Source organism: Hungatella sp. SL.1.14 (assembly GCF_024460495.1).
GTDB lineage: Bacteria > Bacillota > Clostridia > Lachnospirales > Lachnospiraceae > Hungatella > Hungatella hathewayi.
The window spans coordinates 200764-227641 of record NZ_JANFYJ010000003.1 but is presented as its reverse complement, the minus strand read 5'-3'; the positions used below and the strand labels follow the sequence as shown (position 1 = coordinate 227641).

Below are 26878 nucleotides of genomic sequence, written 5' to 3'. Positions count from 1 at the left end.
CAATTTTCTTACATTCTGCGCATGGAAATAATCTTTTTTTGCTCGTCATCTGTCAGGCCTCCCATGGCGTGTCCGGTGCTGTATACTACGTTTTTTTCTCTTAAATCCTCCATGCCGTATTTAATCATGCCGTACAACGCGGCTTTTTCAAACACATGCATGGTCACCAGATTGAAATCCAGCTTTTTAATATCTTCCAGTTCAACACACGGCTTACCATTTACCACAATAACGTCAGGCCACATTTTCCAGCCCAAATCCTTTTGTGCAACCCTGGTTCCCATGGCCAGGTCATTCATTCCGCCACATACGGTAGTCATAGGTGCTCCCAGTTTCTTAGCAAGAACACAGCGGGTAATCGCCTCATCCATCCCGTAGGATGGTCCCGATTCTGTACGGGCGATACACACACAGCCAGTCCCTTCACAGGCAGCTACTGCGGCTTTGATTTTAGACAGCCAGTGATCCCTTCTGATGGTCTTGTAGGAAGGATCCAATAAAGCAGGATTTACTTCGTCCGGATTGGCATTGTAATACTCCATACGCTCAAAACCACGATGGCCTGTACTGTCATCTAATGTAAAGCCTGCGGCGCCCGCACGAATCAGCCTTTTTACATTCCGGTAAATAACTGCCGGACTTTCTCCATAGCCATCATCAAAATCCACCAGTAATGGTATATCAGTACAATTGGTAATCGCTTCCACAATTGTGATAACCTCATCCAAAGTCCCAAAAGCCATATCGGGCTGGCCATCCATACTGTATGCAATGGCTCCGCCGCTTAACATCATACATGGATATCCGCTTCTCTCTGCAGCCATGGCAGTCATACAGTCATATACACAGGGAGCAAATACCTGCTCTCCTTTTTCAAAAAGCTCCATTCCGGTTATTTTCTTTTTCATTTCTTCACCTCCTGGAACGCTTCTTTTCCCAGCTCACTTAAATCTTCAAATTTTTTCTCAAGAGGCATCCATTTTTTCCAGTAACTGAATATATAATGATAGTCTCTCAAATTTCCTTCCTCATCCAGCAGATAACCATCAAAATCATGTAGATCGGCATATACGGTATTCTTATTAGCCCAGTTTTTGGTTCCAAAATCTATATCGCCGAACCATGAGGCTTTTTCCATAAACGTGATGAAAACCAGTCCATACCCAAGTTCCATCAGTGTCTCTGCCGACACCTCCGGGCTTCCATCTTTTACGGTTAAATCACTCCAAAGCTTAGAACCGGCAATCGCCCCGGCAAACTCTCTGGCATCGTCCTCCGTATGCATACACACGGCTCCTACCATCTGTGCCCCTGCAGCCTGCGCTGCTTTGCACCTGGCAATGGCATCTGCCTGATCTGCAGCGTAGCTGCGGGCCAGCACCATGCAATCCGTATTAGAAGCAGCCTCTACAGCAATGGCAACTTTCCTGGCAAATACCTCAGGACTTACCAAAGTAATCTCAGGGGAATCGCTTCCGCAGCCAAAAGTGCGGTCATCCAACAGCATGGCCGCTGCTCCTGCCTTTACAATACGTTCCAAATCATAGGGCATGATACGAAGGTTATCACTGAAACCGCTGCGTACCTCAACAATCAGAGGAATACTGCAGTTGTCTTCTACAAAACGAGTCAGGGACCACACCATTTCTGATGTGCTTAAGGTACCCTCATCCGGCGTCCCATGTACGGTATGAGTTAATGCCGATGCACTGAGCAAAGCGCCCTTACAGCCCATATACTCTGCTGCCCGGGTGGAAATTCCATCAAATGTATCCGGAGCAATCAGTTGACCTTCAGCCAAAACTGACTGCAGTGTAGGAATATTCATTTTTATCCTCCTCCTGTATCTTTACTGAAACAAAATAAGCGCAATCACTTCCAGCGGTTCTTCCCCCACCGCCTCCAGACCGTGTCCTTCTCCTGCGCCGGTAAATGTCACATCTCCCGGCTTCACGGTCTGGATCGTACCGTTGTCATTAAACCGTCCTGTTCCTTTTAAAATATAGTAGGTCTCTGACTCCTTCTCGTGGACATGATAGCCAATTCCTGATCCAGGCATTACCGTGGTATGCCCGAAGAAGCGGCCCTTATTGTACATTTCCTCCGGTACCTTCAGCAGCTCCTTACAGGAAATGGTTCCCGGTCCGTTAAACGGGCTGGGCTTGTGTTCTGTCACTAATTCTTCCGCTCTCTTAATCATTTTCAGCTGGTCCCCCCTTTCTTTTCTCGTTTCCAACGAGCTGCAAATTCATATCTCCGCGTTTTCCGCATTAATGCATACTTGATATGTATCTATAGTATACAACAAGATTATCTCATTTTCAATCAACAAATCAGAGATATCCCGTCTGTTTTTTTGTGCACTTTTTACATATATCTGTTTTACCAATCTATTTTTTTATCATTTTACGCAGTTCCATAACTTTATTATAATGGATAATTTTCGAAATTGAATTGTAAAAATATGGGAATCCTATGTTCGATTGGTAAAATCATAACGAAAAATTATACTTGTTGTTTTGTCTTAACCGTTGTATAATATACTTATTGTATACTTTACACCCAAAGAATAGGAGCGTAAAACCATGGCAGCAAACAATCGGGATTTAAAAAATAAAGCTTATGAAACAATAAAGGAGCGGTTACTGGACTGTACTTACGAGCCGGGGACACTTCTTAACGAGGCGCGCCTGGCTGAAGATCTCGGATTCAGCCGCACTCCTGTCCGTGAAGCCATCAGCAGGCTGGAATCCGATGGATTTGTAAAGATCATGCCGAAGAAGGGAATTTACGTATCAGATATCTTACTGAGCGATGTACTTCAGATTTTTCAGACCAGAATAGAGATTGAGCCGGTTGCGCTCCGCATGGCCGCCCCCTATCTGCCGGAAAGCGAACTGATCCAGTTCCGCGGAAAGTTTCTGGAGGACTTTGAGGATATTCCCAACAGCTTCCGTCTGGACACTGCCATGCATTTATTTATCATTGAGTACTGCGGAAACCGTTATATTATCGATATGATGCACAGGGTCTTTGATGATAATACGAGAGTCATTATCGCCAGCAAACAGAACCGGGTACAGATACACGATGCCAGAGCGGAGCACATGGGAATTCTCGATGCGCTGTTGGAAAAAGACGTGGATAAAGCGCAGGCCCTGATGAAAACACATGTGGAATCCTGCCGGCGGGCAGCTCTCGATTACTTCTATTCCCTTCAGGCTTATAACACGACGCCGCCCGAGACTTATAAGAAGCAGCTAAAAGACTGGAGCAGTTAAAAGCATTTCGCAGTTAAAAACCTGAGATTGACAGGATTTGAAAAAGAGACTTTGACTCGGTATATACGAAAAAACAGGAAAGGAAGAGCGGGCTGCATATTGCCGTCCGTTCTTCCTTTCCATACGAATTATATCAAATATGATAGTTATTTCCCAATCCCCCTTACTTCACTTCCGGACATTCCCCGGTTGTCTCCGCATCCGCCTTCACCGGCATCATATAATCAATCACGACTTTTTCTCCCCTTGCAAACGGTTCCGAATAACGCTCATGGGTATAAATCTCACACCAGTAAAAGTTGTCGAAGTCTATGGTTCCGCCTGTTTTCTCAATCGCTTCCGTAATCAGCAGGTAAGCGGAATCAAGGATTTCCGCCACATTGCTGCCCTCAATCTGAACATAAGCCGCCCGGCCTTTGGGTATGTGTTTTACGAACAGTCCCTCCGGTATTTCCGTCTGCATCCGGACAAAGTCGCCTATCACTATCTTAAAATTCATTCTGTCACTAAAGTCGTACATGAAACCAATTCCGTCATTTTCGTCTATGTCATCACAGCATTTGACGTCCTCCAGCCTGTCCAGTTTTTCAATGGTATCTCCCTGAAAAAATTCCTGCCACACAAAGCCGGCGTCGGTAAAGCTGGTTTCCCGGGGCAGCCCCGCCATGAGCCGTTCGGGTGTATCCTTATAAATGATGCGTTTCATTTCAGCCATAATACGTTTTCCTCCTACAAATCTCATATCTGAAAAATTGATCGGAAGGTAATCATTTAGCCGGGCATTTTTCATTCTGGCCTGTGAAGGCGTTATCCCGTGATGTTCCTTAAAGGCCCGGGAAAAAGAAGAATGAGACTGAAAACCGTATTTTACCGCTGCGTCGAGAACAGAAATATCCGTATTTTTAAGCTCATAGCCGGCCAGTGTCAATCTACGTTTTCTTACATAATCAGAAATGCTGATCCCCGAGATAAAATTGAAAATACGCTGAAACAATGCGGCCGGACTCATGGCTATTCTGGATATTTCATGATAATCGATTTCACAGCCATCAGGAATTATTTTTTCCAAATACAGGATTACGTCATTGAATGTTTTGCTGCTGTTCATAATTACCTCCGTCACTCCATATATTATCAAATTTACCGGCCGCTTTCTTTTCATTTCGCGTACAGATTATGTCACTTAATGACTATCCCCAGCCGCTTCGCCAGTTCCGCCGCCTGATATAGATCCATGACCGCGCCCCGCACCTCAGAACACTCATCGGAAAGCACCAGCCCCTTGATGTCGCAGGTGGTAAAGTCCATTCCCTTAAGCGGAGTCTTAAAAAAGCTGGCATTCTGAAGACTGACCTGACTGAACGTAACGCCTTTGCACCTGCACTGCGCGAAATTACCATTTTCTAAATCGCTGTCTTCCACCCGGAAAGATTCCAGCTTCGAGTCGTCTAAATTCAAATACTGCATACTGCATTCCATGATCGACACATCCTTTAAGCTGCTCTCTGTCATCCTGGCCCCTGTCCCCTTTGACCGCTGAAATGACACCCGTCTGAGAAAGCTGTCGCGGAACAGACAGTTGGAAAAGTTACAGGAGACAAACATCACATCGCTGAATTCCGCCTTTTCAAAATTACATCCCTCAAAACTGCAGTTTTCAAACTTTACCCTTGAAAAACAGAGTCCGGAAAAATCTTCCTCCTGTGCCTCCATATTCTTTAAATATGCATTCTGAATCCGCTCGTCCTCTTCCCTGCACTGATGAAGAAGCTCCGTCTCCCCCGTTACAAGTTCATATACTTCAGGCAGCCACGGCTCTGCCAGTTTTATTCCAGCCATACGTTCCTTTTCCTTTCTGATACATGATCAAATGCACGATGCTTCCATTATGCCATATACCAGGAAAAAGGTCAAAAGATCATGCATCGATTCCCGCAGAAAATGTCAAGATTAAATTTCCTCTTTACGTTAAGATAGCATTGCAGTTCATCAAACAGTCAACAGGAGGATTTTTCTTATGAAAACAATTACGGCGCGAACGCTGGAGCTCAGCGGCACCAGTTACGAAATCGGACAGGCACTGGGACGCATGGCCGCCTCAAATCCCAGGATGAAGAAGTTCTACACTGCAGGATACGAAAACTTCGGTGAAAATGAAGTACAGGAGGCCGAAAAAATGTTTAACGAGTGGTGTCCGGGGCTGAACGAGGAACTCGCCGGTTTTGCCGGAGAGCTGGCAGTTCCCATGAAATCCGTTGTCTACTATGCCATGACATACTTAAGGCCCAGCTGCAGCCATCTGGCCCTGCTGCCCTCCAAAACCGCAGGCGGCCACCCGCTCATTGCCCGCAACTATGAATTTAACGACGAACTGGAGGATTTCCAGCTGATCAGAACCAGTGTAAAAGGAAGGTATACCCACATGGGCACCAGCGTCTTAAGCTTTGGACGCGAGGATGGCTTCAATGAGCACGGCCTTGCAGTCACCATGAGCTCCTGTGGATTTCCGGTCGGAGCCGATCACTGTATGCGCCGGCCCGCGCTTAAAGGCCTCCAGTATTGGGCTGTCATCCGGTCGATTCTGGAAAACTGCCGTGATACCAGAGAAGCACTCCTCTTTTTAAAGGGCATGCCCATCGCCTATAATATCAATCTGATCCTTCTGGACCGTTCCGGTAACGGCGCACTCGTCGAAACACTGGATGGATCCATGGCAGTCCGTATGCTTAATGAAACCTCCCCGGTTCCCTATACCCATGCCACCAACCACGCTGTAATCCGGGAACTGGCTTCCCGGGAGCCGGAGGCCATGGTACACTCCCTGAAACGGTATGAGTACATAAAAAATGTGGCAGACCATTCGGAAACCCTGACTGTAAACCAGTTAAAAGACATGCTTCTGTCTCCCTATCCGGATGGCCTCTGCTGTCACTGCTATAAAGATTTCTTTGGTACAACAAAAAGCATGATCATTGATCCGGTGGATGGTATAATAGATTTATGCTGGGGCGGACGGGCGGAAAACGGGTGGCATGCGTATCGGATAAGCGAACCGCTCCCCACCAGGGAACACGACGTATCCATCACCTGTGAGCCCGCTGCTCCCACCATGTTTCGTTTCGATCCAAATCCGTTCGCATAGCCCCATGAAACTGAAATGACCGGTGATCCGGCCGAATCCTATAAAAGAAATAAGGAGACTGACCATGGACTATTTAAAAGCGCTGGAGCGCGCCATCCTCTACATCGAACATCATCTGGGTGAAGACATCAAAGTCGAAGATGCGGCAGCCGCGGCCGGATACTCCTACTATCACTTTACCCGGCAGTTTAACGCTCTGTTGGGCGAAAGTGTAGGCAGCTATATCAGGAAGCGGAGGATCGCCAAGGCTGCCAAGGAACTGCTCTATACGGACAGGCGGATCCTTGATATCGCCCTGGACTGCGGTTTCGAGTCTGCGGAAAGCTTCAGCCGGGCCTTCAAAACGCTGTATCTCACCAGCCCGGCCTCCTACCGGAAGAACCGGCTCGATTTATTCATCGGTTCCAAACCGCAGCTGGAGGGGGAACGCCTCACGCACATCACAAAGAATCTGACAGTCCATCCCGCCATCGTGGAACTGCCTGATATTATGGCCGCAGGGCTGCGCGGCAGCACCACGCTGAACGATAATGTTCTACCCGGCCTCTGGGCCGCCTTCATGGAACTGTCTCCTCAGATTCCCAACCAGCTCCCCTGCGGGAGAGGGTTCGGGATCTGCGAGGCCTGTGAAGAGGGCAATACACTCTACAATATGAACGGAGATGTCCTCTTTTCAGAGGTTGCTGCTGTCGAGGTGAGCAGCTTTAACGGCCTCCCTGATCAATTTATCCCAAAGATCATAAAAGGAGGGCGCTACGCGGTATTCACTCACACCGGCAGTCTCTCCCTCCTTCAGGACAGCTACTCTTATATCTGGGGAACCTGGTTTCTCGGAACAAACGAGAAGCTGGATGCACGAGAAGATTTTGAATTGTACGATCAGCGTTTTTTAGGATACGACCATCCAGAGTCCCAGATCGATCTCTATATCCCCATCCGTTAGGGCGGCTGCACCAGTTACCAGCGCAGCTCACACAGGCCGCAGGCAGGCATGGAGAGGCGGATGAGATCCTGTATCCTGTTATCTGTCCCATTCAGTTCCATAGACTCCACTGTATTCCCACGGCAGTCCTTAACCGTAATGGTTACCGGCCTGACCGGATCCAGGATGAGGATCTGTTCCTGTGCGTGCAGGGCGTTTACGCAGCTGCAGATTTTCTTTCCTTTTGCTGGCCGGATTACCCTTCCCGCGGAATAGTGAACCAGAATCTCCTCCGTCTCATTTTCCACACTCACCTCCGGATAGAGGTTTTCCGGCTCTTTCGCACGGATCACGGTCATCTGGAGCAGTGTTCTGTGCTGTCTCATGAAATTCAGCCAGAACCGGAGCATCTCTGCCATTCCGTCATCTATATCCGCCAGGCGGACCGATATCTGCGGAACGCCGAACAGACAGCTTAACACCTGCATGGCGGCCTCCTCCGGCCGCTCTCCCCGGTTCCACATCAGCATATCCGAATGGACTGCGCTGTCTCCGCACAGAAGCCGCAAATCCACACAGCCAACCCGGTTAGTCACCGGGGAACACGGACAGTCCGCCACACGGAACATGTTTCCATACCGGCGCATGTTCGGCCCGATATAACGCTGCCGGAATTCAATCAGAAGACTCTCCTTTTCCCTTCGCAGCGTCTCCCTGACAGCGGTCATAAACACGTCCAGCGCCTCCTGGATATCCCTGTAGTCCATACCAGCCCGCCACACGGGAGTTTCCTCTCTCATATAGAACTCATCGATGAAATCCAGTTTCAGTCCATCCAAATCCCATTCCCGGACAGCTTTTATATAGACTGCCAGTAAATACTCCCGCACCTCTTGATAACGAAGATCCAGTACCCCGGCCCTCTGCCGCTCATCGTAACAGAGCAGTTTATCGGAGAAGCGGTCCCAGCAGCCAGTGTTCTTTCCCACAAACGGCACGGAAAACCACAGCATGTACTTTATGCCCATAGCGTGAACCCGCCGTATGTGCTCCGGAAAATCCGGAAATTTTCCCGGCTCAGGAGCCCAGTCCCCGCAGAATGCGTATCCGCGGTTATTATCCCCGGTCTGCCAGCCGTCGTCCACGATGATTGTATCAAATCCCATTTCTGCCGCTCGCGCGGCTTCCTCCTCGACAACCGATGCGTTAATATCCTGATGCCAGGAATACCAGAACGAGTACACCGGCTCTCTGGCTTCTTCCGGCACTTCCATGACAGGGGGCATCCCATCTTCCCACCACTGTCTCACCTGATTCAGCGTATCCCAGTATGGAATATTTTCCTGTGACTCCCACAGCCGGAAAGAATATCCCTCACTCATCTTCTGCGCACTCAGTACGAACTGGATTTTAACCGCCATCCGTCCATCTTCCTCGTGCACTCCGGCATTTATATCCACTTCCTGGCACAGCTCCGAAGCTGCGATCGTGTGCCTGTTCCTGCTTTCCGAATTGAAAAAACATACGACCGGGGCAGACACGGCCGTCATGGACGCCGCCGGCAGTTCCCAGTCCGCCTTCAGCGCCCGGTCGGCGCGGCAGTTGGGATGCCACCGTCCGCAGATATCGAGAATTGGAAAGGAATAACGGATTTCTACGGCACTCCCCTTTTCCGAAACACAATCCGACCGGAAACAAAACTCCGTGACGGCCCGTCCCTCTCCCTTTTCCATTACCGACGCGGTACAGGAAGCCGCCGCCTCTGAAAACACCTCATATTCACCGTAGTTTAAAATACGCTCCATTTTTCTTCTCCTTTCGGTTCGCTTATTTCATATCTGTACAGAACACATTCAGCCTGGAGACACTGGTTCCTCACGGAAGCGGATCAGACATAATTTCTGCCAGCGCCCCTGTCAGCGTCGTATTTTCCTCCATACTCAGAATTGTCAGCAGCGCGTCCCCTCTCTGTTTCTTAACTGCTTCGAACATTGCTTCCTTCTTATCATAAGAAATCTGTGCTCTGTTTAAAATTTCATAGGCCTGAGCCCCCCGGTCTGCAGCAGCGACCCGCATGCCGGTTTCAAAGCACACTTCTATGTTTTTTTCAGTTGGAATCTCTGAAAGCTCCAGCGTCAGAATTTTGCTTGCCTCATCATAGGACAGGGCCGCATCCGTCCGCGATCCTCCGATTATCACTGCCGGAACGGCAAATCCTGAATCTGCAAATTCCACATTGCGGAAATTCAGCTTCCATGAACGCCGTTGTGGAATTGCGCTCCGATTTCCTTCGGCGCCGCTGACTGCGAAACGGACAGAGGAGCCCCACTCCAGAACAAGACGCGTAGATACCCATCTTTCAACCGTATCCCCGTCTGTCCTTCCGTCATCCTCCCATATAGTAAAACAGCCGTCTGCACCCGGAAATATATCGACCGCCATACAGTCCGGGTTTTCTGTACTGCCCTTCCCGTCAAGGCTTCTGGGGATGATGGCACCGGCTTTTGCAAGCACCGGCATCTGTTCCAGGGTACGGTAGAGAGTCATCTGTTTCCCACCCTGATAGATCCGTGAATTCTGGTAATCAAACCAGAGCCCCTCCGGAATCCAGGCCTTCGCTCCCGCTAAATCCGCCTCGCGATCCAGCCTCTCCGTGATGGGGATGACTAACAGCTCCGAGCCAAAATAGTATTCATTAGGAAACTCATATGCCTCCTTCTGTTCCGGCTCCTCCCAGTACAGAGGCCGAATCAGAGGACAGCCCTCTAAACTGGCCCGGCGGTTCGCCGTATGGAGATAGGGAATAAGTTCATGGCGCAGCCGCAAAAAGTCTTTCATAATCATCTCGGCCCTCTTATTGAAATTCCAGGGCTCCTTTCCGCTGAATGGATTGGAGGTACTGTGAAGCCGGTTAATTGGTGAAAATACACCGAGCTGTACCCAGCGCACTGCCAGTTCATCGTCCCTGGCCCCCATCATGTGCCCTCCGATATCATGACTCCACCAGCCATACCCCACATTGCTTGCCGAGGCCGTAAAATACGGCTGAAACCGAAGACTTTCCCAGCTTATGATGGTGTCTCCCGAAAAACCAACCGGGTACCGGTGACTCCCAATTCCCGCATACCGGGAAAATGTAAGACCGGCCCCTCCCTTCTGCGTACTGTCCAGATAGTGGTAATGGTTCAGCATCCATAGGGGATCCAGGCCGGGAATTCTGGTTTTCTTTCCCTGTTGCCAGTCCACCCACCAGAAATCGACGCCTTCCCCTTCCATTGGATGATGCAGTACATCGAAATAGGCCTCCAGAAACCTGCGGTCAGTCACATCGAACTCCACCGTTTTTTCGCTGTCCGGATCGATTCCCAGAGCTTCGGCCATTCTCGGATATGCCTCCTCATGAGCCCGCACTCCATCCGCCGGATGGACGTTTAACGTTACCTTAAGTCCCTGTTCATGGAGCCACGCCAGAAATTCAGGCGGATCAGGGAACAGCTCCTTATTCCAGGTATATCCAGTCCACCCGGAACCGTATTTCGCCGGAATATCCACCAGATGCCAGTCCATATCGATGACTGCCACGGAAAAAGGTATCCTCTCCCGTTGAAAGCGTACCATCAGTCTCTTATATTCTTCTTCTGTATATTTATGGTATCGGCTCCACCAGTTTCCAAGAGCCCACCGCGGAAGCAGAGGCATATTTCCACACAGCCTGTAAAAATCGCGGATACATTCCTGGTAACGGCGGCCGTATCCGAAGAAGTAGACATCCAGTCCGTCTCCCCCGCGCGGAGTGACCCAGCCGTCCTCTGTAATGACCATGGAAGCGCTGTCATCAATCAGAGTACAGCCGTCTTTAGAAATCATTCCGTGTTCCAGCGAAATCGCGCCATCCACCTCGTCCAGAGTGCGCGCGGTTCCTCCCAGATCCTTAATCTCATCGCCCCAGCGCCATAAACGGTTTTCCCCCGTCTCCTGATTTAAAATCGTACGAATACTTAATCCCTCTTCAGCAAATTTCCCTCCCCGGTACTTCACCTGTAAAAATTCCGTAGTAATCGTAAGGATACCATTCTCCTTTATAACATCAAATTCCGGGACCTGAAAATCCCGGTTCATTACAATCTGTGTGGCCCGGTCTTCAAAGTTCCCCTTTTCGTTGTATTCCATACGAATCAGAGAGGATGTCAATACGGTGAAACGATAGTCCGGTCCCTGTATGAAGGCACTCTCCCTGCCTGCCGGATTTCCATATCTTTTTATATCTCTTACCATGTGATCTCCTTATTTCAGAAAAGCCGTACAGACATCTGTACAGCTTTCCTTCTATCCTTTTATTATACCTGATGCAGTACTGCTATGATTCAGGATTGTTCCCATCGCCGCACGTATATGACCAGGTTCCATTTTCCTTGATTTTCACCAGCCGTTCCTCACCTCTCCATTTTACCAGCAGCAGCCGTTCCTGAGCAAGCAGATTTTTCACGAAAATGGTATTTTCTCCCACTTCATATTCGATAGCGTACTGTGGATTTTCAAGCCTCACTCTTCCGTCTCCGGCAAGCATCGGTTCTATCTCCAGATCGGCCTGAAGGCCAAACCGCACTCCCGCGTATCCGGCGATCAGATTCCAGATAAACACGCATGGATATTCATAATAATGGGCCGCGCCATGCCAGTTCTTCTCACTGAGATAGTAAACGTAATTCATATCATACCGTTCCCCCATCCGGTATTCGTCTGTCCTGGCCTGACGGCAGACCGCTAACAGCTGCTGTTCCAGAATATCGCTTCTTCCCTTCTCTCTCCAGTATTCGAAATCCCAGCACCAGTATCTTCCCGCCGCACAGAGATCATACGGTCCTCCCGAACCGATCTCTGCCTCCGTATAATCTGCAATTTGAGCGGATACAAAGCTGGGAAAACGCTGAAACTCCAGGAAGCATTCCTCCATCAGACGGTCCACGCCGTCCTCCTGTTCCGGTTTCGTATAATGGAACAGCGAGGGAAGCTCATTAGCCAGAAGATGGATATGGTCATGGGGTACTGAGTTTCTGTCTACCCAGTCGACAAACCGGTTCTTCGAAGCATCCCAGAAACCGGCCGGAAGCGATTCCACAAGCGCCTTCCCGAGTATCTTCGATACCGTCCGGTAATGCTCCGCCTGCCGATCCCGCTTTAAGACCTCCTCCAGCTGAGCCATGAGTTCAAAGGACCTGGCCGCCAGCGCCTGAGCCATGCATTCCCGGCCATCCTTGATCACCTGATCCTCGTAATAAACGTCGGACCACAGCCTTCCCTGACGGTCAATACAGCTCTCCACAAGAGAGAGTGATTGTTCCAGCCCCTCCATATGATCGCCAAGCCAGGCCCGGTCTCTCACGGCTGAGTAATAAAAGAAAGCTGATTCAATAATTTCGATGTTCCCGGTTACAAGGAACATTTCCGCGTTCTCCGAATTGTCCAGGCTGTTCCGCCTGACATGATACTCTCTGGCCCCGTTCGGCTGGATGGCGCAGGGATCACGAAACGCCTGCTCCGGATCCTCCGCCATCATCTTAAGCTGCAGCTCCATCATCCGCTTTACCACTGCCAGATCCAGTTCATCGGCCATGGCAAGGCGTCCCTTAATCTGGAACTCATGGTCTACATCCGGGTAGGTTCCCGCGTAAGCGCCTTTCTGAAGCGTACTCACCACGTAGCCGTCGCTGTCGGAATATGATTTTGCTCTCGTCCGTTCCACCACGGAGGGCAGAAGTGTTTCCCAGTAGAAATGGTAATAGGTATCCAGGAAAATGCCTCCGTTCTCAAAGTCCAGCTCCATGGTATTGCCCATGACATCACAGCGCGGCGGGCCGTCAAATTCCTTCCATACCGGTTCAGAAAATGCGCCGCCTTCCCCCGCCGAAACAGTTACCTCCGTCTCATCTGCGCTTATGCGGATAAAAAACGCCTCGGATGCTTCTGCCTCATAAGACCGGTACTCCCCCTGCCCGTTTAAGGGCAGGATAAAGCACCGGGCAACAGGCGGAAATTCCACCGCACCGTCATAATTATGTATCAGATACGGCTCTCCCTCTTCTCTGCTGACGCAGTAAACAATTGGTCTGATTCCGCCGTACGAAATTTTTTTCTCTGTCATAATCCCTCTTATTTTGTCTTATTCTTATTTCGTCTTATTCTTGTATTCTTCTGTCCAGTAAGCTTCCACCTTATTCATGCCAAGCTCATCGATCTTCTGAATAAATTCCTGATAAACCGACTCGAAGTCCTCTGTAAAAATCATCTTCACAGAATACTGCTGAAGGAGGCTGAATGCTTTCTGTCTGATAATTCCCTCTTCCGATTCCGGAGACGGATCCTGAATGTCCAGTTCCGGACGGAATTCCACATACTTTCCGAACTGTTCGTTGAATTTATTCATTCTCTCATCCTGATCGTTCCACCATGGCAGATTCCACAACAGCTCATTGCAGGCAATCCAGTACTCACCCAGGCCGTTTCTGGAGGCAACGCCGCCCCAGTCCGCATTTTTATCCTTCACATACTCTTCCAGCAGAACCGGTTTCCCGTCTACCATATGCCATTGCGCGCCTGCCACCGGATCCTGATAGGTATCGCCTTCAATTCCCCATGATACATCGCTGTGTCCCTCTACAGAGGCCAGATATTCCAGGAAACGGATCGCTCTCTCAGGGTTCTTGCAGGTCTTCGGAATCACGGTCGCCAGCCAGCCGGCTCCCGTTCTGATCTGTCCGTATGTCTCGAAGGGAGGCAGAATCTCATAAGTAGTTTCCGGGTTGTCTCCAGGTACCTTCTCGCCGTCGGAGATCGTCCAGCAGTAGGAGATCACATCGCCCTGCTCAATTTTAGCTTTTCCCACATCCTTTGTGTCAATAAAGGGATCTTTTGTCAGAATACCTTCGAGATACATCTCGTTTAAATACTTCATCGGTTCCTTAAACTTGTCGTCACGAACCACCCACTGGATCCCCCCGTCCTTCTCTGCAAAGTCGGTGCTCAATCCCATCTGGATACCATAGTGGGAAAGCTTCGCGCTCTTTCCGAACTCATCGGCGGACATACTTCCGTCAGCGGGATAAAAGCCTATTTTATCCGGGTGGTTTTCCTTCATCTGCTTAACGGCAGCGATAAAGTCGGCCATATTCTTAATCTCCGGACGGCCAATCTCATCATAATAGTCTTTTCTGACCGTCATGACCGGCTGGTTGGTACCCACAATCTGATCGTACTCTCTTGCGGCCTTCTGCCATGCCTCACCCTGAATCCATGTCGTAAACTGATACGTCTTTCCATCCGCCATCTGATAATTGCTTAAGATCTCCTTTGGCAGAATTTCACGCATTTTCGGCGCATACTGATCAATCAGCTCGTCGAGTGACCACAGCATCCCCGCTTCGGCCATTTTCTTTAAAGCTGCATCATTTTTATCCAGTGTCAGAATATCAGGCAGCTGATTGCCGGCAATCATCATATTTAACTTCTGTCCGTCGTCTACAACCGGTTTCATAAAGTTTAAATCAACACCGGTCTTGGCGGTCACACGCTCTGCCGTAGCATCATTCCAGTCCAGTGAAAACCAGGAAAAGTTGGCGTAATACCCTAATTCTATGGGCGAGGTGTCTTCCTTCCATTCCAGATCCTCCGGATCCGCCTGCCAGCCGATCCTTTCCCAGTCCATCTCAGACTGGAAATCTGACACGGCTGCCTCCGGCGCCTGTGTCTGCGGCTCTGATTCCGCCTTTTCTGTTTCCGCAGCAGTCTCCCCTGTGGTCTCCTTCACCGTACTCTGGCCGCCCCCGCAGCCTCCCAGCATACCCGCAATCATAGCGGAGCATACCATGCATGATAATACACGTCTGAACTTTCTCATATTCCCTCTCTCCTTTTTTTATTCGCAGCTCTTCAGCCGCGCATCTTCTTGTTTTCGTGCTTCTTCTTGTTTTCGTGCTGCTGAATGGGTACGCTTATTCTTTCACCGCTCCCAGCATCATTCCTTTCAGGAAGAACTTCTGAACAAACGGATAAATAATGGTTACCGGCAGAATCGATACGATCAGCATCGCGTAACGGACCGATTCCATGGTGGTACTGCTCTCCGACGGCACTGCGATCATCTTCTGCAAAGTCTGCTGTGCCTCAGCCAGAGACATGGCACGCATCAGAACAGCCGGAAGTGTCATCAGGCTCTCATTCTGAATAAAGAATGCAGGGTGGAACCAATCATTCCAGTGCCATACCCCTACGAACAGCGATACCGTGGCGATAACCGGCGTTGACAGCGGAATTATAATCTTAAACAGAATCGTAAAATATCCCGCTCCGTCCATCTGTGCGGACTCTTCCAGAGCCGCCGGCAGTTCCTTAAAAAACGATATAAACAGAATAATATAATAAAACTGAAAAATATTAGGCAGGATATAGACCCAGAAGGAATCCAGCAGATGCATCTCCCGGTAAAGGAGATAGGACTGCACCACTCCGGCTGAAAAGTACAGCGTTATGACACCCATAATCATATAGACCTTCCGCCCCTTTAAATGATCCTTTGACAATCCGTAAGCAGCCATCGCCATACAAAAAACAGCCAGAACCGTTCCTACAATACTCCTGAGCATTGTCATAAGGAAGGCAGGATAGATCGCCTTATTCTGGAAAACAATCTTGTAATTTTCCAGAGAGAACTTCCTGGGCCAGAAGTAAAGCGCCTGCCTGGCCGCATCCCTGCCATCGTTAAATGAATAGATCAGACAGTAATAAACCGGATATACCGTCACAATCAGAACAAGAATACATAATACGGCGGTAACGACATTAATGATTCTGTCCTCTCTTGATCTTCCTAATTTCATACGTAGCATATCATCACCCTCCCGTTAAAAGACGCTCTTTCCAAATACTTTTTTTGATATTTTGTTGGCGGTCAGAAGAAGCGTTACCGAGAGCACAGAAAGGATCAGATTCCCGGCTGCCGCAAAGGAAAATCTCAGCTGGTTTAAACCTTCATCGACTATGAATTTCTGTATTACATAGGATTTCGAATAATTAAAGGCGTTTCCCAGCAGATACGACTGGTTGAAGTTGGAAGCCACCGGCCCGCCGCTCAGTAAGTTTCCGCAGTTCATAACGAAAAGGACCCCTGCCGTCCATGCGATAGACGGCAGCGTGATCTGTGTGATCCGTTTCAAACGGCCGGCGCCGTCCACAGCTGCCGCCTCATAAATATCCTGGTTAATGCCCGCAATGGCCGCCAGATAAATAATCGCATTCCAGCCGCTCTCCTGCCAGCAGTCGATCCACACGCCGATCCACCAGAAATACTTGGAATCTGCCAGAAATTCGATGGGCATATCTGTGATATGCAGTCTCATCAGAATATCATTGATCAGCCCCTTACTGTCCAGAAACACGATCCAGAGAGTCGCTACTATGACATAGGACAAAAAATGCGGTAAATAGCTTCCTGTCTGGGTCGCCTTCTTCAGCCACTTGAACGGTACCTCATTGATAATGAGAGCCAGCAGAAGCGGCGATGTAAAGGTAAAGAAGAATTTTAAAAAGCTCATTCCCAGAGTGTTTTTCATGGCGAGATAAAAGCTCTCGCTGGAGAACAGTTCCTTAAAATACTTCATTCCGGCAAATGCATGGCCGAAAAATCCATCGGTCAGCGAATAATCCAAAAAGGCATTTCCCAGTCCCATCACAGGGATATAGGAAAAAATAAAAAAGAATATCATGGCAGGTATCACCATCAACTGCAGCTGAAACTGCCTCTTTCCCCATCTCTTTTTTTTCGGTAACTTTTTCATAGACACATACCAAACCTCCTCCACCTGTTGTTTTTCCCTTTGCAAAACTAAAAAAACGCTATATAATTGATTACTGGGAACATTTCCGTTTGCAAATACAGTATATCACATGGAATTTATGAAATAAGTACACGTTTTTTGGAAATAGTACAATAAATATAGTTGTTTTCACACACCAACCGTACTCTGGAGGTCTTACAAATGGAAATAATCAAAAAAATGCATTATAAATCAAAGCTGATTCTCTGTTATCTTGTCCTTGTCTCCTTCCCGCTTATCCTCTGTCTTATCCTTCTGTATCAATCTATCGTTAAGCCAGTCCGGGAAAATGCGGTGAGCGCCATCGATCAGAGACTGGAGCAGGAACTGAGTACCATCAATTCCAAAATTGAAAAAATAAGAAATGTCTCTTATTTAGTCTCCACCAACACGGTCATCAACAAGTTTTTCGTACCCAAATTTTACGGTGACCTGGAATTAATCGAGATTTTGAACAACGATATTTCTCCCCTGCTCTCATGGCTGGAGGCCTCCAGCCCGGAAGTATCCTATTACCACTTTTTCACGAACAATCCTTCGATTCCGGATACCCAGTATCTCCACCACTATGATGATTACCGTTCAGAGCCGTGGATGCAGGAGATGGAGCAGTCTGTTTTTGATAAGGGCTATTATCTGGAGCCATATCATCAAAACCGCAGCTACAGTTTTGGATACGGCGTGGAAGATCAGATGGTCTATTCCCTGTTCTACCCTCTTCTGACTGCCAATAACTTTCTTGAGGTCTGCATAAAGCCCTCTGTATTTTTCGAAGACATGAAAGCCATACCGGCCATGGAGTCCGGTTTTGTGGCAGCCGTCAACAGAGATGGAAAAGTTATCTCCGACCTTCCGTCAACGGTTACCGCCGCTTTCCGCGAAGCTCTGGAACAGAGTCTTACAGAAGGCGGCTATCTGTCCGGCCCTGCCGACAGCCCTGTCCTCGTCTCTCTGGAACAGACTGAGTATCTGCTGTCGCTTCGGAAAATCGATGCTCTGGACAGCTGGATTCTCTGCGCTGTTCCCAATGCTGAGATCGTCGGGCCGGTTTTAAAAGCGCAGCAGTCTTTTGCACTGGTAATCTTAGCAGCGGCCATCGGCATCGTACTGCTCTCCTACCTTTTATCCACACTGCTGATCCGGAAAATCAACACAATTATTGACGCCGTACATAAGATTCAGGAAGGCGATTTCCACGTCTCCATCCCGGTAAACGGGGAAGATGAGATCGATCAGCTGGCTACTGACATTAACTATATGTCATACAAGATAAACGAACTGATCAACCGTGTATACAAGGCCCGGATGCTCCAGAAGGAGACGGAACTGTCTGCCCTCCAGGCTCAGATCAATCCTCATTTTTTATTCAATATCCTGGATACGTTCAAAATGATCGCCATCATCCACGACCTGGACGATTTTTCCGACAGCATTGCCGCCCTGGGCAATCTGATGCGTTATAATATTTCCCCTGCCAGCTATCGATGCACGCTGGAACACGAACTGCAGATCATACACGACTATATCAATATCCAGAATTTACTGCTGAACAACCGCGTCACCCTGCTTTTAACGGTCCCTGACGATCTGCTTCGCTTTGAAATTCCCAATTTTATTATTCAGCCCATTATTGAAAATTCCTTCGTCCACGGATTCGAAAATAAGCTGAATGAGCTGATCATAAAGGTTTCCATCTACAGGGACGGCTCAAACATCATCATTCAGATCGAGGACAACGGAATGGGAATCAGCGGGGAACAGCAGCAGGCGCTCACTGACGCCATGAAAAAGTCCACGGAAACACTGGAGATCGGACCGGCCCCGGACCCATTCAGGGAAGGGGAGACTTCCCGTTCCGGAAAAAGTATTGGCCTTCTCAACGTGAATCTGCGGCTGTTTCTGCTTTACAGGGACCGCTATTCCTTCACCTTTTCCGCTTCGGACTTAGGCGGTGCCTGTAACACGATTTCCCTGCCCGTCTCGATTCCGACGAAGGAGCAGGAAGAAAATTTTCTTAAGGAACGGAGTATGTTATGACACTATTAATCGTAGAAGATGAAGATATCATAAGAAAAGGACTGATCGTCACACTGCGAAAGCTGGAGATGGATTTTGAACACATCTATGAAGCCGGCGACGGAGAAGAGGGGCTGCGTCTCTGCCGGGAATACACTCCCGACATCATCATGACAGATATTAAAATGCCTCTTATGGATGGCCTGACGTTTATCCGTGAGAGTCAGAAACTGCTGCCGGAAGGGCAATTTATCATTCTGAGCGGCTACAGCGACTTTGAGTACGCCCGAACGGCCCTGAAATACGGTGTCAAAGACTATTTATTAAAACCCAGTACCAAAAATGAGATAAAAGAAGTGCTCACCCGGGTAGTGGAACAGCTGAAAGAGCAGCAGTCACTCCGTCTGGAGCTGACGGAACGGATTCACACCTATGAAAAAAAGCTGGACCGTTTCCAGGAACTGCTGCTGGGAAACATCCTGTCCGGACGTTATCCGGCCGGAGAGATCGGACGTTATCTCTCCCACTACTCAATCGTATTTCCGGAAGAATATATGGAAGTTCTCTGCATCAGGATTACGTCTGCTGTTTCTTCCGGCGAACCCTCGATCGACTATAAAAACCATTTTATGTGGATCGCCTCCCTGTTTACACCGTATTACACTGTTTATCAGGCGGATATCTTATCTGTTTATAAATGTCTGCTTATAAACTTTTCCCGCATGGAGCCCGGTTACAGTCAGAAGATATGGAAGAAAGCAGAAACAGAGATCCGGGAATACGGACAGAAACACGGACTGCGGATCTGTCTCTCCATCAGCCGCGCACAAGTCTCAGAGGAAGCACTTCCCGATCTGTATCAGGAAGCCTGTATGCTGCTGCACTGCCGTCTCTTTCAGCCTGAAGCTGTGATATTCGATCCGAAATGCCAGAGAGCTGCGGAGACAAAAATTCCTGCAGTTCCCCTGACTATGATTGAAACCCTGTATCACTACTTCATTGGAAACAGCCAGTTTGATCTGCGCCAGAACTTTTACAGCTTTATCCACCACATTACACATATAGAGGACTCCTCTCCCGGCTATGTCTGCGAATGTCTCGACAGGCTGGAGGAATTCTTTGCCGTTCAGTCTGCCAAAGACGGCCTCGAACCGGACACCGCTTACCGGATCGCCTTCTCCGTTTCCGAGTCCATGACAGTGTGCAGTTCCCTGGAAGACTTAACGGATATGTTTTATGCCCGGCTGTTGGATTACTGGAAACTGAAAAAAGAAGGAACCGCCCCCGCCGCCCACATGGCTTCCTCTCCGGTGGACCAGGCTATCGCCTATATGGAGCAAAATTATTACCTGGATCTGGACTTAAGTATGATCTCCGACCTCATCTCCATGAACAGCAGCTATTTCAGTTCTCTGTTTAAAAAGAAGACTGGCATGAATCTGATCAATTATCTTCAAAATGTGCGGATTGAAAAATCGAAACAGCTTCTGTTGAATTCCAATCAGAAGCTGTACGAAATATCAGAAGCTGTGGGGATACCCAACGTAAAATACTTCTGCAAACTTTTTAAAGACTACACAGGTGTCACTCCCTCAGAGTTTCGGAAACATGAACATTCTTTTTAGAAGGCGTTCACACACGCACTCCGCGCGGCGGTATCCTTCAGAACCCGGCCCAGGGGATCTCCCGCCGCGCCTAAAACCAAATTACACCAAAAAAGAAAATTCTCCAAAATCAATCGACAAATCTTCATAAATTCCCACCGGAACCGTATCGTGCATCCCATATATCTTCATATCCATATCCCCATCGTTAAAACAGTATGTCAGGATGCGTCCCTTTAACGGATCAACGATCCAGTATTCACGCACTCCGGCGGACCAGTATTTATTTAACTTGATAGAATAATCTTTTTTTCCCGTGCTCTGGGATATGATTTCCATGACGAAATCAGGGGCTCCGGCTACACCTTTCGATTCCACACGGGTCTGGTCGCAGATAATCATCAGATCCGGCTGCACCACAGTCTTATCATCCGAGTCCAGAAACACATCAAACGGGGACAGAAATACCTCACAGGGTCCGGCCTTTCGCCTGATATACTCTTTGAATTGAAAATACAGTTCTCCAATAAGCTTCTGATGAACAAGGCCTGGAGATGACATATAATAGAACGTTCCGTCAATCAGCTCGGCTCTGACATGATCCGGAAGCGCATAGTAGTCCTCCAGGGTATATCGGCCATGAACCGAATACTCCAGGGCCTCCTCATGCACGCTGCTGACATAAGGGCCATCCTCATCGCGGTAAAATGTCATCCCCAAAACTGTCTCCAGAGCAAGAATCGTATCGTACTGCGGCGACTTCGTGGCACCGCTGAATATCTTATTCACGGTCCCCAGCGGCACACCGGACCGCTCAGAAAGTTCCTGATTTGTTATTCCCAGCTCTTTCTTTCTCTTTTTCATCTTTTCCAGATCCATCATGGCTGTTCTCCTTTCGCAGTTTTGTTTCCTCCATTATACCACAATTACCTTTTATGGTCAATTCATCTAATATAATACGGTAATTTTATTCCCCCATATTTTATCATATTGAATCTTTCACCGCCTGCGGCACAGCCCCTGTCTCTGAAACCGGCAGGTCAGTCCCGATTCCGATCCGCATTCCATTCCTGACCTTTTCTCTGCAGAGTTTCTCTTCTTTTTTCCATACCATCTCATGTTCATCCAGTTTCACCATAATTCCCTGACTGCACCACCGTTTCACCATGCTTCTCGATACGCCCAGACGATCAGCGATCAGACCGTCCAGCCTAAGCGTCACAGGAAACGGAACCACCAGTTCAATCAGCCGGAAGCCGTTCTTAACCACCTCACTGTTCTCATCCGCATTACCGTCCGCTTCCACCTCTGTCCGGTATCCGCCCTCCGGTATCACAGCTTCCGCTCTGTTCTTCACAAACAAATCCATTCTCCGTCCGTAAGCTTCTGCCAGCGTGCGGTCATTCTCAAGGAATCCGGCATACTCTTCCTGCAAAACCGAACTCACCGGAGTCCGTTCGTATATACTCATATTCCAGGTAGTACTGCATTTTTCACAGCGATAGATCAGCCATACATCCACATTCTTTCCATTTGTATTTACACGGAATTTCATACTGTTTATAAATTCACGTTTTTCTTTGCATTTAGAACAATTTCGTCTTACGGTGGGAACGGCCTCCGGAGTAATTCTCCAGCGTTCTTTTCTGATTGTTTCTAAACCTGTGTTTGAATTATTTATGTTTTTAATATTGTCTCGCATCACATTGCCTCCAGAAACCACTCTAATCTTTATGCAAGGCAATACTAGCATGGTTGTGGACAAAGGCATACCTCATCAACGGTTCTGCCGAAAGGATGCGGCATATAGACAGGACGCAAAAAAAACGATATGCCATAATCCGGCACATCGCTTTTCTATCATTATTTTATTTTATTTTTCTCTGACAAGATAATTCTCTGAATGCTCTTTTCCGAAAGGAAGTACTCCTCCGCCAGCGTCTTTACACCGAATCCATCCAGATATCTGCGATAAATCTCTTCGTTGCGGGTCTTGAGTTCTCTCCGAAAGGAGGTCTCCTCGCCCCACTTTTTCTTATTCTCTTCTTTTCTGGGGATATAGACGTATCCACCATCCATATATTTCTGGATTGCTTCCACCAGTTCCTCCGGCAGAATCTCCGTTGCTTTCCGATAGCGCATCGCTGCCTCCTAAACATAATTTACTGTCAGGAATAGCAAAGGCTATACAATTACTCATATTTTCTTTCACTGCATAGACCTGTTGCTATGCAGTCTTAACCTCTTTCATCATAAAGAACCGGCCTCCTCTCTATCTTTTTGCATACAGGATGGTTGTGTTCTCCTGTCTCCATACCACTTCCACACTTGAAAAACCAGCCTGCTTTAACAGACGTTTCTGATGATCCATCGTACACGGCGTGTCAAAGTGGTAATACTCCCCTTTCACAAGGTTCTGTTCTTTCTCCAGACGCTCTTTCTCCGCAAAGAAATAGTCCTCCTGCTCCTGTGTTTCTGCCATGTAGTCACACTCAATATAACAGCCGCCGGCTTTCAATGCCTTACGCAGTTTCCTGTACAGAGCCAGTTTCTCCTCATGGGTAAAGTGATGCAGGGTCTGAAAAGAAACAGCGGCGTCATACCGCTCCGTTCCCAGTTCATATGCCATGTAGTCAGCCTCAATCAAAGTTACGTCCCGGTTGGAATATTTTTTCTTCAGTCTGTCCAACATCGCAGGAGTCAGATCAATTCCGGTAACGGAAATCTCCGGTTTTCTGGTCCATATTGCCTCTAACTCCAGTCCGGTTCCGCACCCCAAATCGAGAAGCGTCTCCGTCTCATCCGGTATGAGTTCTGCCATTTTCAAATAGCCTTCTCTGCACCCTTCCACCTCATTGATCATATGATTGTCATAGCTGTCGATCCTGGCTGTAAAGAAATCCGCCATCTTCTCCAATCGGTCCATGTTGTCCACCTCCCGGCGCCGGCTTCCGTGCCGTCTTCTTCTCCAGTATACTCTGAAGCGCGCTGGAAAAAAACCTCAAGTTTCCGGCAGAAACAACTTTAAGCCCGGCATTAACACCGGGCCGCTGTGTCGAGTATACAGAAATTTGATTCCGGTGTCAACAGGCGTTCTCCTTCCAAAATTTTCCTATCTCCTCTGCCGACAGCTCCTCCACAAATTTTTTCTTTATTTCCAGAAACTGCTCCAGCTCCAGCAGAATCTGAAATAATACCGCGCGGCTTTCAAATTCTTCCCGGGACTCCGGAAGGGGCTGCTCCCGCATGGAGCACGTTACACGGTCCAGTGAGGCAAGCAGTTCTACCGCGTTGTTATACTCATGAAAGCTTACACTGATCCGCTCCATCAATTCCGCAATGGGACGCGCCTGGGAGGGCAGTTCCTTCAGATGGCTCATCTCCGCCTCAATCCGTCCCAGTACAAACGCCTGGGTTCTTCTCATGTTCATATAACGGAGATAATACCTCGTATCGCTGAGAAGCTTATTCTCCATATCCTCGTATGCACTTTTCTCCCCCTGTTTCAGGGTTTCATCAAGCTCCGTCAGACGGGAAGTCAGCGGCGGCTGATCTGAAGGCATGTTTGACCTTTCCTGATCCGCAGCAGTCAGCTGTTTTGCCATATTCCACAGAATCTCCTTCATACGGCCCTCGATCTGGCGCTGGCTCATTCGGATCACGCGCTCTTTTCCCGGAATATAGAGATTGAGCAGCACTCCGATCCCGGCTCCTGTAACCAGAAGGCCCAGCTCGTTCCCAATATTCACCGCATTCATCGAACGCTCTGCCAGAAAATGCGTCATCAAAACAGTGTTTACAGAAATTCCCTCCTGCATCCCAAACGCCATGCAGACCGTGGAAAACATCAGCAGAAAGACAGAGACAGCTGCCGGTCCGTAGCCAAAAGCGGAAAAGCATGCCGCAGAAATAACCATTGCCAGGACAAACGACAGAAGCCGCCGGACCACTACCCGGATGGTCTCCTTCTTTGTGTCCTGAATGCTCAAAAGTGTGATAACTCCGGCGGACGCGCTGTAATTCAATCCCAGACGCTCTGCCAGAATCATAGCCAGGCCTGCGCCTGCGGCAATTTTCATAACCTTTCCATAATCCGGTTTCTTCACAAATACATTTCCTCCTGACGGTGTGAATCAGTTTCGGTTCCATTTCCTATCATTATTACCGATCACGGAAATAAATACAAGGTTTGTTTCACCAAAAGTTCTCCTTGACCGAACTTTTTTTCTGTGTTAGGATTTTCTCTGTAAAATTTATGCCAAAGCTACTGACAACATCAGAAAGGAACTGAAACTCCCATGAATTTCGCAGCACTTATGCAGTTGAAGGAAGAATGGACTTCATTTAAAATACGCCACCCCAAATTCCCCGCCTTCTTAAAGGCAGTCCGTGGACGTGCTCTGACCGAGGGCACTGTAATCGATATCCGCGTGACCGCTCCGGATGGAACGGTACTGAACTCCAACCTGAAGCTGAAAAAAGAGGATTTGGAACTGATCCGCCGGATTCACGAACTGATCTGATACATTTTGAGCCTCGCTGAGGCCGTGATCCTATAATTCCATCGCCTTCGATGTCTTATTCAGGAAACGGTCGTAAACGACGATCTGCACCTCATGTGTTCCGGCAGACAGTCCGGGGATGTTTAACTGGATTCTGCCGTCAGAGACCGCTTCTTCGGAATACTGAAAGAGCCCATCCACAAAGAGTTCTGCCTTGCAGGCATTTTCCCCTGTCTTATAGTGAAGCTCCAGCTGGTCTCCGTTCTTTTCCGCTCGGGCCTCCAGAGACGGCCCAGTTCCGGCTTCCAGCTGTATACCGCCCAGCTCCGGCTTCCTGATTGTAAATTTCTTTCTCAGTTCATCGACGTATGCTCCCTTTACCCGGATATTTTCCAGTTCCCCCGCTTCCGTATGTTCCCGCAGAAGATTCAGATAACCGACGCTCTCAGGATCCCAGCCGGTTACCAGAGAACAGATGGTATCGACCGCCACCGCATCGCTTCCTCCCATGATAACGCCCATGTTCATTTTATCGGTCTCTTTCCGCTCGTGAGACATGGGGACCGGACCGCTCTGAAAGCCCTGAAGGCCATCCACAATCACATAGTCCACCGGTCTGGCCATATAATAGTCGTAAATCCATCGGTCCAGCTCACCGTCCGTGATCTTGTGGGAGACCATAGCCGCCTTGCTGGGATTGTCAGGCGCCATACCGTACAGATTTCCCGGCGGAGTACCAATACTCACATTTTTGATTCCGCCCGTCACTACCACTCCCGAAGAAGTCTTAAGCGCAGGAATACTGATGACAACGTCCGCCTCATACAGAATCCGGTTAAAGTAATAGGATTTATGAAGCAGGCCCTCCGGAAGTTCCACCTTTACTACCTCCGGCGCATCAAAATCCTGCCATGCCCCGCAGTCTTCCTCCAGGCAGATAAACGAATCCACACCTTCCATATAATCCGGCGTATAATGGAAATAATTCATAACCTCTCGGGTCGGCCCTGTCGCCGAGCCCTCCATGATATAGACCTTTCCATCCGGATTGAACTCCCTTACCATTTTTAAGACAGCCTTTGTAACGCGCCAGTCCGCCGTAACCCCATTGACCTCCTGATCCAGCAGTTCCCCTGTGGAATCCACAATCATCTGAACCAGATTGGGCTTCAGTACCACGGTCTGTCCGTTTTTGACAATGTCTTTTAAATCGGATGCAGCCGTCCTCACCATAGCCTCGATTTCTGATTCCGTAAGATCGGCCGCTTTTGCTTTCTGCGATTTGGCAATCGTGACGGTGGAACCATGAAAAACGGCTTCTTTGACGGTTTGCACAGCTGTATCCGGCTGGTACCCCGGCACGGTCTGCTCTAAATGCACCATCTGCCCCTGCTCTGATTTTCGTTCTGCCACCGTATTCACCGCGGGGACTGCTTCTGCCGGGTGAATCTGGCAGCCGTTTAAAAGTGTCATTGGCATTGCCATATAGATCCATAGTTTCTTCATCGATGATCCCCTTTTCTCTATGCTGCATTTCCCTGT

The 26878-nt window shown here is 48.6% G+C and carries 23 protein-coding genes; 6 read left to right on the top strand and 17 right to left on the bottom strand.

From position 1 onward, the window contains the following. Positions 1 to 8: 8 nt before the first annotated feature. Genes NE473_RS04940 through NE473_RS04930 form a run of 3 tightly spaced genes read right to left on the bottom strand, consistent with a single transcriptional unit; the run spans position 9 to position 2200 of the window. Positions 9 to 908 carry an isocitrate lyase/PEP mutase family protein gene (locus NE473_RS04940; protein WP_006773501.1) on the bottom strand — a complete coding sequence of 300 codons (900 nt, stop codon included), beginning with the start codon at positions 906 to 908 and terminating at the stop codon, positions 9 to 11. Next, on the bottom strand, positions 905 to 1828 hold the full coding sequence (locus NE473_RS04935) for an isocitrate lyase/phosphoenolpyruvate mutase family protein (RefSeq protein ID WP_006773500.1): 924 nt from the start codon (positions 1826 to 1828) through the stop codon (positions 905 to 907). The genes NE473_RS04940 and NE473_RS04935 overlap by 4 nt, the downstream gene beginning before the upstream one ends. Before the next feature lie 21 nt (positions 1829 to 1849). Further along, the gene (locus tag NE473_RS04930; RefSeq protein WP_022033583.1) at positions 1850 to 2200 is read right to left on the bottom strand and encodes a cupin domain-containing protein; all 351 of its coding nucleotides are present in this window, start codon (positions 2198 to 2200) and stop codon (positions 1850 to 1852) included. A gap of 385 nt (positions 2201 to 2585) precedes the next feature. Here NE473_RS04930 and NE473_RS04925 point away from each other — a divergent pair, with 385 nt between their 5' ends. Continuing rightward, the gene (locus tag NE473_RS04925) at positions 2586 to 3281 is read left to right on the top strand and encodes a GntR family transcriptional regulator (RefSeq protein ID WP_022033584.1); all 696 of its coding nucleotides are present in this window, start codon (positions 2586 to 2588) and stop codon (positions 3279 to 3281) included. A 163-nt stretch (positions 3282 to 3444) separates the two neighbouring features. Here NE473_RS04925 and NE473_RS04920 read toward each other — a convergent pair whose 3' ends face one another. Together NE473_RS04920 and NE473_RS04915 are read right to left on the bottom strand one after the other, a co-directional pair. Beyond that, complete coding sequence (locus NE473_RS04920) at positions 3445 to 4389, bottom strand: AraC family transcriptional regulator (protein WP_242866077.1); 945 nt, start codon at positions 4387 to 4389, stop codon at positions 3445 to 3447. A 71-nt stretch (positions 4390 to 4460) separates the two neighbouring features. Beyond that, on the bottom strand, positions 4461 to 5120 hold the full coding sequence (locus tag NE473_RS04915) for a pentapeptide repeat-containing protein (RefSeq protein ID WP_055649349.1): 660 nt from the start codon (positions 5118 to 5120) through the stop codon (positions 4461 to 4463). A gap of 178 nt (positions 5121 to 5298) precedes the next feature. Here NE473_RS04915 and NE473_RS04910 point away from each other — a divergent pair, with 178 nt between their 5' ends. Further along, positions 5299 to 6423, top strand: a complete 1125-nt coding sequence (locus NE473_RS04910; protein ID WP_055649348.1) for a C45 family autoproteolytic acyltransferase/hydrolase — start codon at positions 5299 to 5301, stop codon at positions 6421 to 6423. A gap of 64 nt (positions 6424 to 6487) precedes the next feature. Further along, a complete protein-coding gene (locus NE473_RS04905; RefSeq protein ID WP_006773492.1) occupies positions 6488 to 7366 on the top strand; it encodes an AraC family transcriptional regulator in 879 nt (292 codons plus the stop codon). A gap of 14 nt (positions 7367 to 7380) precedes the next feature. Here NE473_RS04905 and NE473_RS04900 read toward each other — a convergent pair whose 3' ends face one another. The 6 genes from NE473_RS04900 to NE473_RS04875 all read right to left on the bottom strand — a co-directional run bounded on the left by NE473_RS04900 (position 7381) and on the right by NE473_RS04875 (position 17175). Further along, on the bottom strand, positions 7381 to 9150 hold the full coding sequence (locus NE473_RS04900; protein WP_148509368.1) for a glycoside hydrolase family 36 protein: 1770 nt from the start codon (positions 9148 to 9150) through the stop codon (positions 7381 to 7383). Between the two features lie 70 nt (positions 9151 to 9220). After that, a complete protein-coding gene (locus NE473_RS04895; RefSeq protein WP_055649346.1) occupies positions 9221 to 11620 on the bottom strand; it encodes a glycoside hydrolase family 31 protein in 2400 nt (799 codons plus the stop codon). A gap of 82 nt (positions 11621 to 11702) precedes the next feature. Then, a complete protein-coding gene (locus tag NE473_RS04890; protein WP_006775699.1) occupies positions 11703 to 13487 on the bottom strand; it encodes a glucosidase family protein in 1785 nt (594 codons plus the stop codon). A gap of 24 nt (positions 13488 to 13511) precedes the next feature. Next, positions 13512 to 15239, bottom strand: coding sequence for an extracellular solute-binding protein (locus tag NE473_RS04885; protein WP_039892612.1), 1728 nt, complete (start codon positions 15237 to 15239; stop codon positions 13512 to 13514). A 94-nt stretch (positions 15240 to 15333) separates the two neighbouring features. Beyond that, a complete protein-coding gene (locus NE473_RS04880; RefSeq protein ID WP_055649345.1) occupies positions 15334 to 16227 on the bottom strand; it encodes a carbohydrate ABC transporter permease in 894 nt (297 codons plus the stop codon). A 15-nt stretch (positions 16228 to 16242) separates the two neighbouring features. Continuing rightward, a complete protein-coding gene (locus NE473_RS04875) occupies positions 16243 to 17175 on the bottom strand; it encodes an ABC transporter permease subunit (RefSeq protein ID WP_070102759.1) in 933 nt (310 codons plus the stop codon). Positions 17176 to 17376: 201 nt separating this feature from the next. Here NE473_RS04875 and NE473_RS04870 point away from each other — a divergent pair, with 201 nt between their 5' ends. After that, positions 17377 to 19251 carry a sensor histidine kinase gene (locus NE473_RS04870; protein WP_022033594.1) on the top strand — a complete coding sequence of 625 codons (1875 nt, stop codon included), beginning with the start codon at positions 17377 to 17379 and terminating at the stop codon, positions 19249 to 19251. After that, complete coding sequence (locus NE473_RS04865; protein WP_055649343.1) at positions 19248 to 20855, top strand: response regulator transcription factor; 1608 nt, start codon at positions 19248 to 19250, stop codon at positions 20853 to 20855. The genes NE473_RS04870 and NE473_RS04865 overlap by 4 nt, the downstream gene beginning before the upstream one ends. 81 nt (positions 20856 to 20936) lie before the next feature. On the opposite strand, the gene NE473_RS04860 is transcribed toward NE473_RS04865, so the two are convergent. The 5 genes from NE473_RS04860 to NE473_RS04840 form a co-directional block, all read right to left on the bottom strand. Beyond that, complete coding sequence (locus NE473_RS04860) at positions 20937 to 21716, bottom strand: Uma2 family endonuclease (protein WP_006775706.1); 780 nt, start codon at positions 21714 to 21716, stop codon at positions 20937 to 20939. Positions 21717 to 21819: 103 nt separating this feature from the next. Continuing rightward, a complete protein-coding gene (locus NE473_RS04855; RefSeq protein ID WP_055649342.1) occupies positions 21820 to 22536 on the bottom strand; it encodes a DUF1062 domain-containing protein in 717 nt (238 codons plus the stop codon). A 161-nt stretch (positions 22537 to 22697) separates the two neighbouring features. After that, positions 22698 to 22976: a CD3324 family protein gene (locus NE473_RS04850; RefSeq protein WP_006776122.1), complete on the bottom strand. Its 279-nt coding sequence runs from the start codon at positions 22974 to 22976 to the stop codon at positions 22698 to 22700. Between the two features lie 130 nt (positions 22977 to 23106). Further along, entirely contained in the window at positions 23107 to 23760 is a 654-nt protein-coding gene (locus tag NE473_RS04845) for a class I SAM-dependent methyltransferase (RefSeq protein ID WP_055649341.1), read from the bottom strand. Positions 23761 to 23917: 157 nt separating this feature from the next. Then, entirely contained in the window at positions 23918 to 24940 is a 1023-nt protein-coding gene (locus NE473_RS04840) for an aromatic acid exporter family protein (RefSeq protein ID WP_022033599.1), read from the bottom strand. A gap of 192 nt (positions 24941 to 25132) precedes the next feature. Between NE473_RS04840 and NE473_RS04835 the strand changes: the two genes are divergently transcribed. After that, the gene (locus tag NE473_RS04835) at positions 25133 to 25357 is read left to right on the top strand and encodes a hypothetical protein (protein WP_055649340.1); all 225 of its coding nucleotides are present in this window, start codon (positions 25133 to 25135) and stop codon (positions 25355 to 25357) included. Between the two features lie 30 nt (positions 25358 to 25387). On the opposite strand, the gene NE473_RS04830 is transcribed toward NE473_RS04835, so the two are convergent. Further along, complete coding sequence (locus NE473_RS04830) at positions 25388 to 26842, bottom strand: DUF362 domain-containing protein (RefSeq protein ID WP_055649339.1); 1455 nt, start codon at positions 26840 to 26842, stop codon at positions 25388 to 25390. Positions 26843 to 26878 lie beyond the last annotated feature (36 nt).

Coding starts and splice junctions, on each gene's coding strand:
- NE473_RS04940 (WP_006773501.1), bottom strand. CDS start 908: ATGAAAAAGAAAATAACCGGAATGGAGCTTTTTGAAAAAGGAGAGCAG.
- NE473_RS04935 (WP_006773500.1), bottom strand. CDS start 1,828: ATGAATATTCCTACACTGCAGTCAGTTTTGGCTGAAGGTCAACTGATT.
- NE473_RS04930 (WP_022033583.1), bottom strand. CDS start 2,200: ATGATTAAGAGAGCGGAAGAATTAGTGACAGAACACAAGCCCAGCCCG.
- NE473_RS04925 (WP_022033584.1), top strand. CDS start 2,586: ATGGCAGCAAACAATCGGGATTTAAAAAATAAAGCTTATGAAACAATA.
- NE473_RS04920 (WP_242866077.1), bottom strand. CDS start 4,389: ATGAACAGCAGCAAAACATTCAATGACGTAATCCTGTATTTGGAAAAA.
- NE473_RS04915 (WP_055649349.1), bottom strand. CDS start 5,120: ATGGCTGGAATAAAACTGGCAGAGCCGTGGCTGCCTGAAGTATATGAA.
- NE473_RS04910 (WP_055649348.1), top strand. CDS start 5,299: ATGAAAACAATTACGGCGCGAACGCTGGAGCTCAGCGGCACCAGTTAC.
- NE473_RS04905 (WP_006773492.1), top strand. CDS start 6,488: ATGGACTATTTAAAAGCGCTGGAGCGCGCCATCCTCTACATCGAACAT.
- NE473_RS04900 (WP_148509368.1), bottom strand. CDS start 9,150: ATGGAGCGTATTTTAAACTACGGTGAATATGAGGTGTTTTCAGAGGCG.
- NE473_RS04895 (WP_055649346.1), bottom strand. CDS start 11,620: ATGGTAAGAGATATAAAAAGATATGGAAATCCGGCAGGCAGGGAGAGT.
- NE473_RS04890 (WP_006775699.1), bottom strand. CDS start 13,487: ATGACAGAGAAAAAAATTTCGTACGGCGGAATCAGACCAATTGTTTAC.
- NE473_RS04885 (WP_039892612.1), bottom strand. CDS start 15,239: ATGAGAAAGTTCAGACGTGTATTATCATGCATGGTATGCTCCGCTATG.
- NE473_RS04880 (WP_055649345.1), bottom strand. CDS start 16,227: ATGCTACGTATGAAATTAGGAAGATCAAGAGAGGACAGAATCATTAAT.
- NE473_RS04875 (WP_070102759.1), bottom strand. CDS start 17,175: ATGAAAAAGTTACCGAAAAAAAAGAGATGGGGAAAGAGGCAGTTTCAG.
- NE473_RS04870 (WP_022033594.1), top strand. CDS start 17,377: ATGGAAATAATCAAAAAAATGCATTATAAATCAAAGCTGATTCTCTGT.
- NE473_RS04865 (WP_055649343.1), top strand. CDS start 19,248: ATGACACTATTAATCGTAGAAGATGAAGATATCATAAGAAAAGGACTG.
- NE473_RS04860 (WP_006775706.1), bottom strand. CDS start 21,716: ATGATGGATCTGGAAAAGATGAAAAAGAGAAAGAAAGAGCTGGGAATA.
- NE473_RS04855 (WP_055649342.1), bottom strand. CDS start 22,536: ATGCGAGACAATATTAAAAACATAAATAATTCAAACACAGGTTTAGAA.
- NE473_RS04850 (WP_006776122.1), bottom strand. CDS start 22,976: ATGCGCTATCGGAAAGCAACGGAGATTCTGCCGGAGGAACTGGTGGAA.
- NE473_RS04845 (WP_055649341.1), bottom strand. CDS start 23,760: ATGGACCGATTGGAGAAGATGGCGGATTTCTTTACAGCCAGGATCGAC.
- NE473_RS04835 (WP_055649340.1), top strand. CDS start 25,133: ATGAATTTCGCAGCACTTATGCAGTTGAAGGAAGAATGGACTTCATTT.
- NE473_RS04830 (WP_055649339.1), bottom strand. CDS start 26,842: ATGAAGAAACTATGGATCTATATGGCAATGCCAATGACACTTTTAAAC.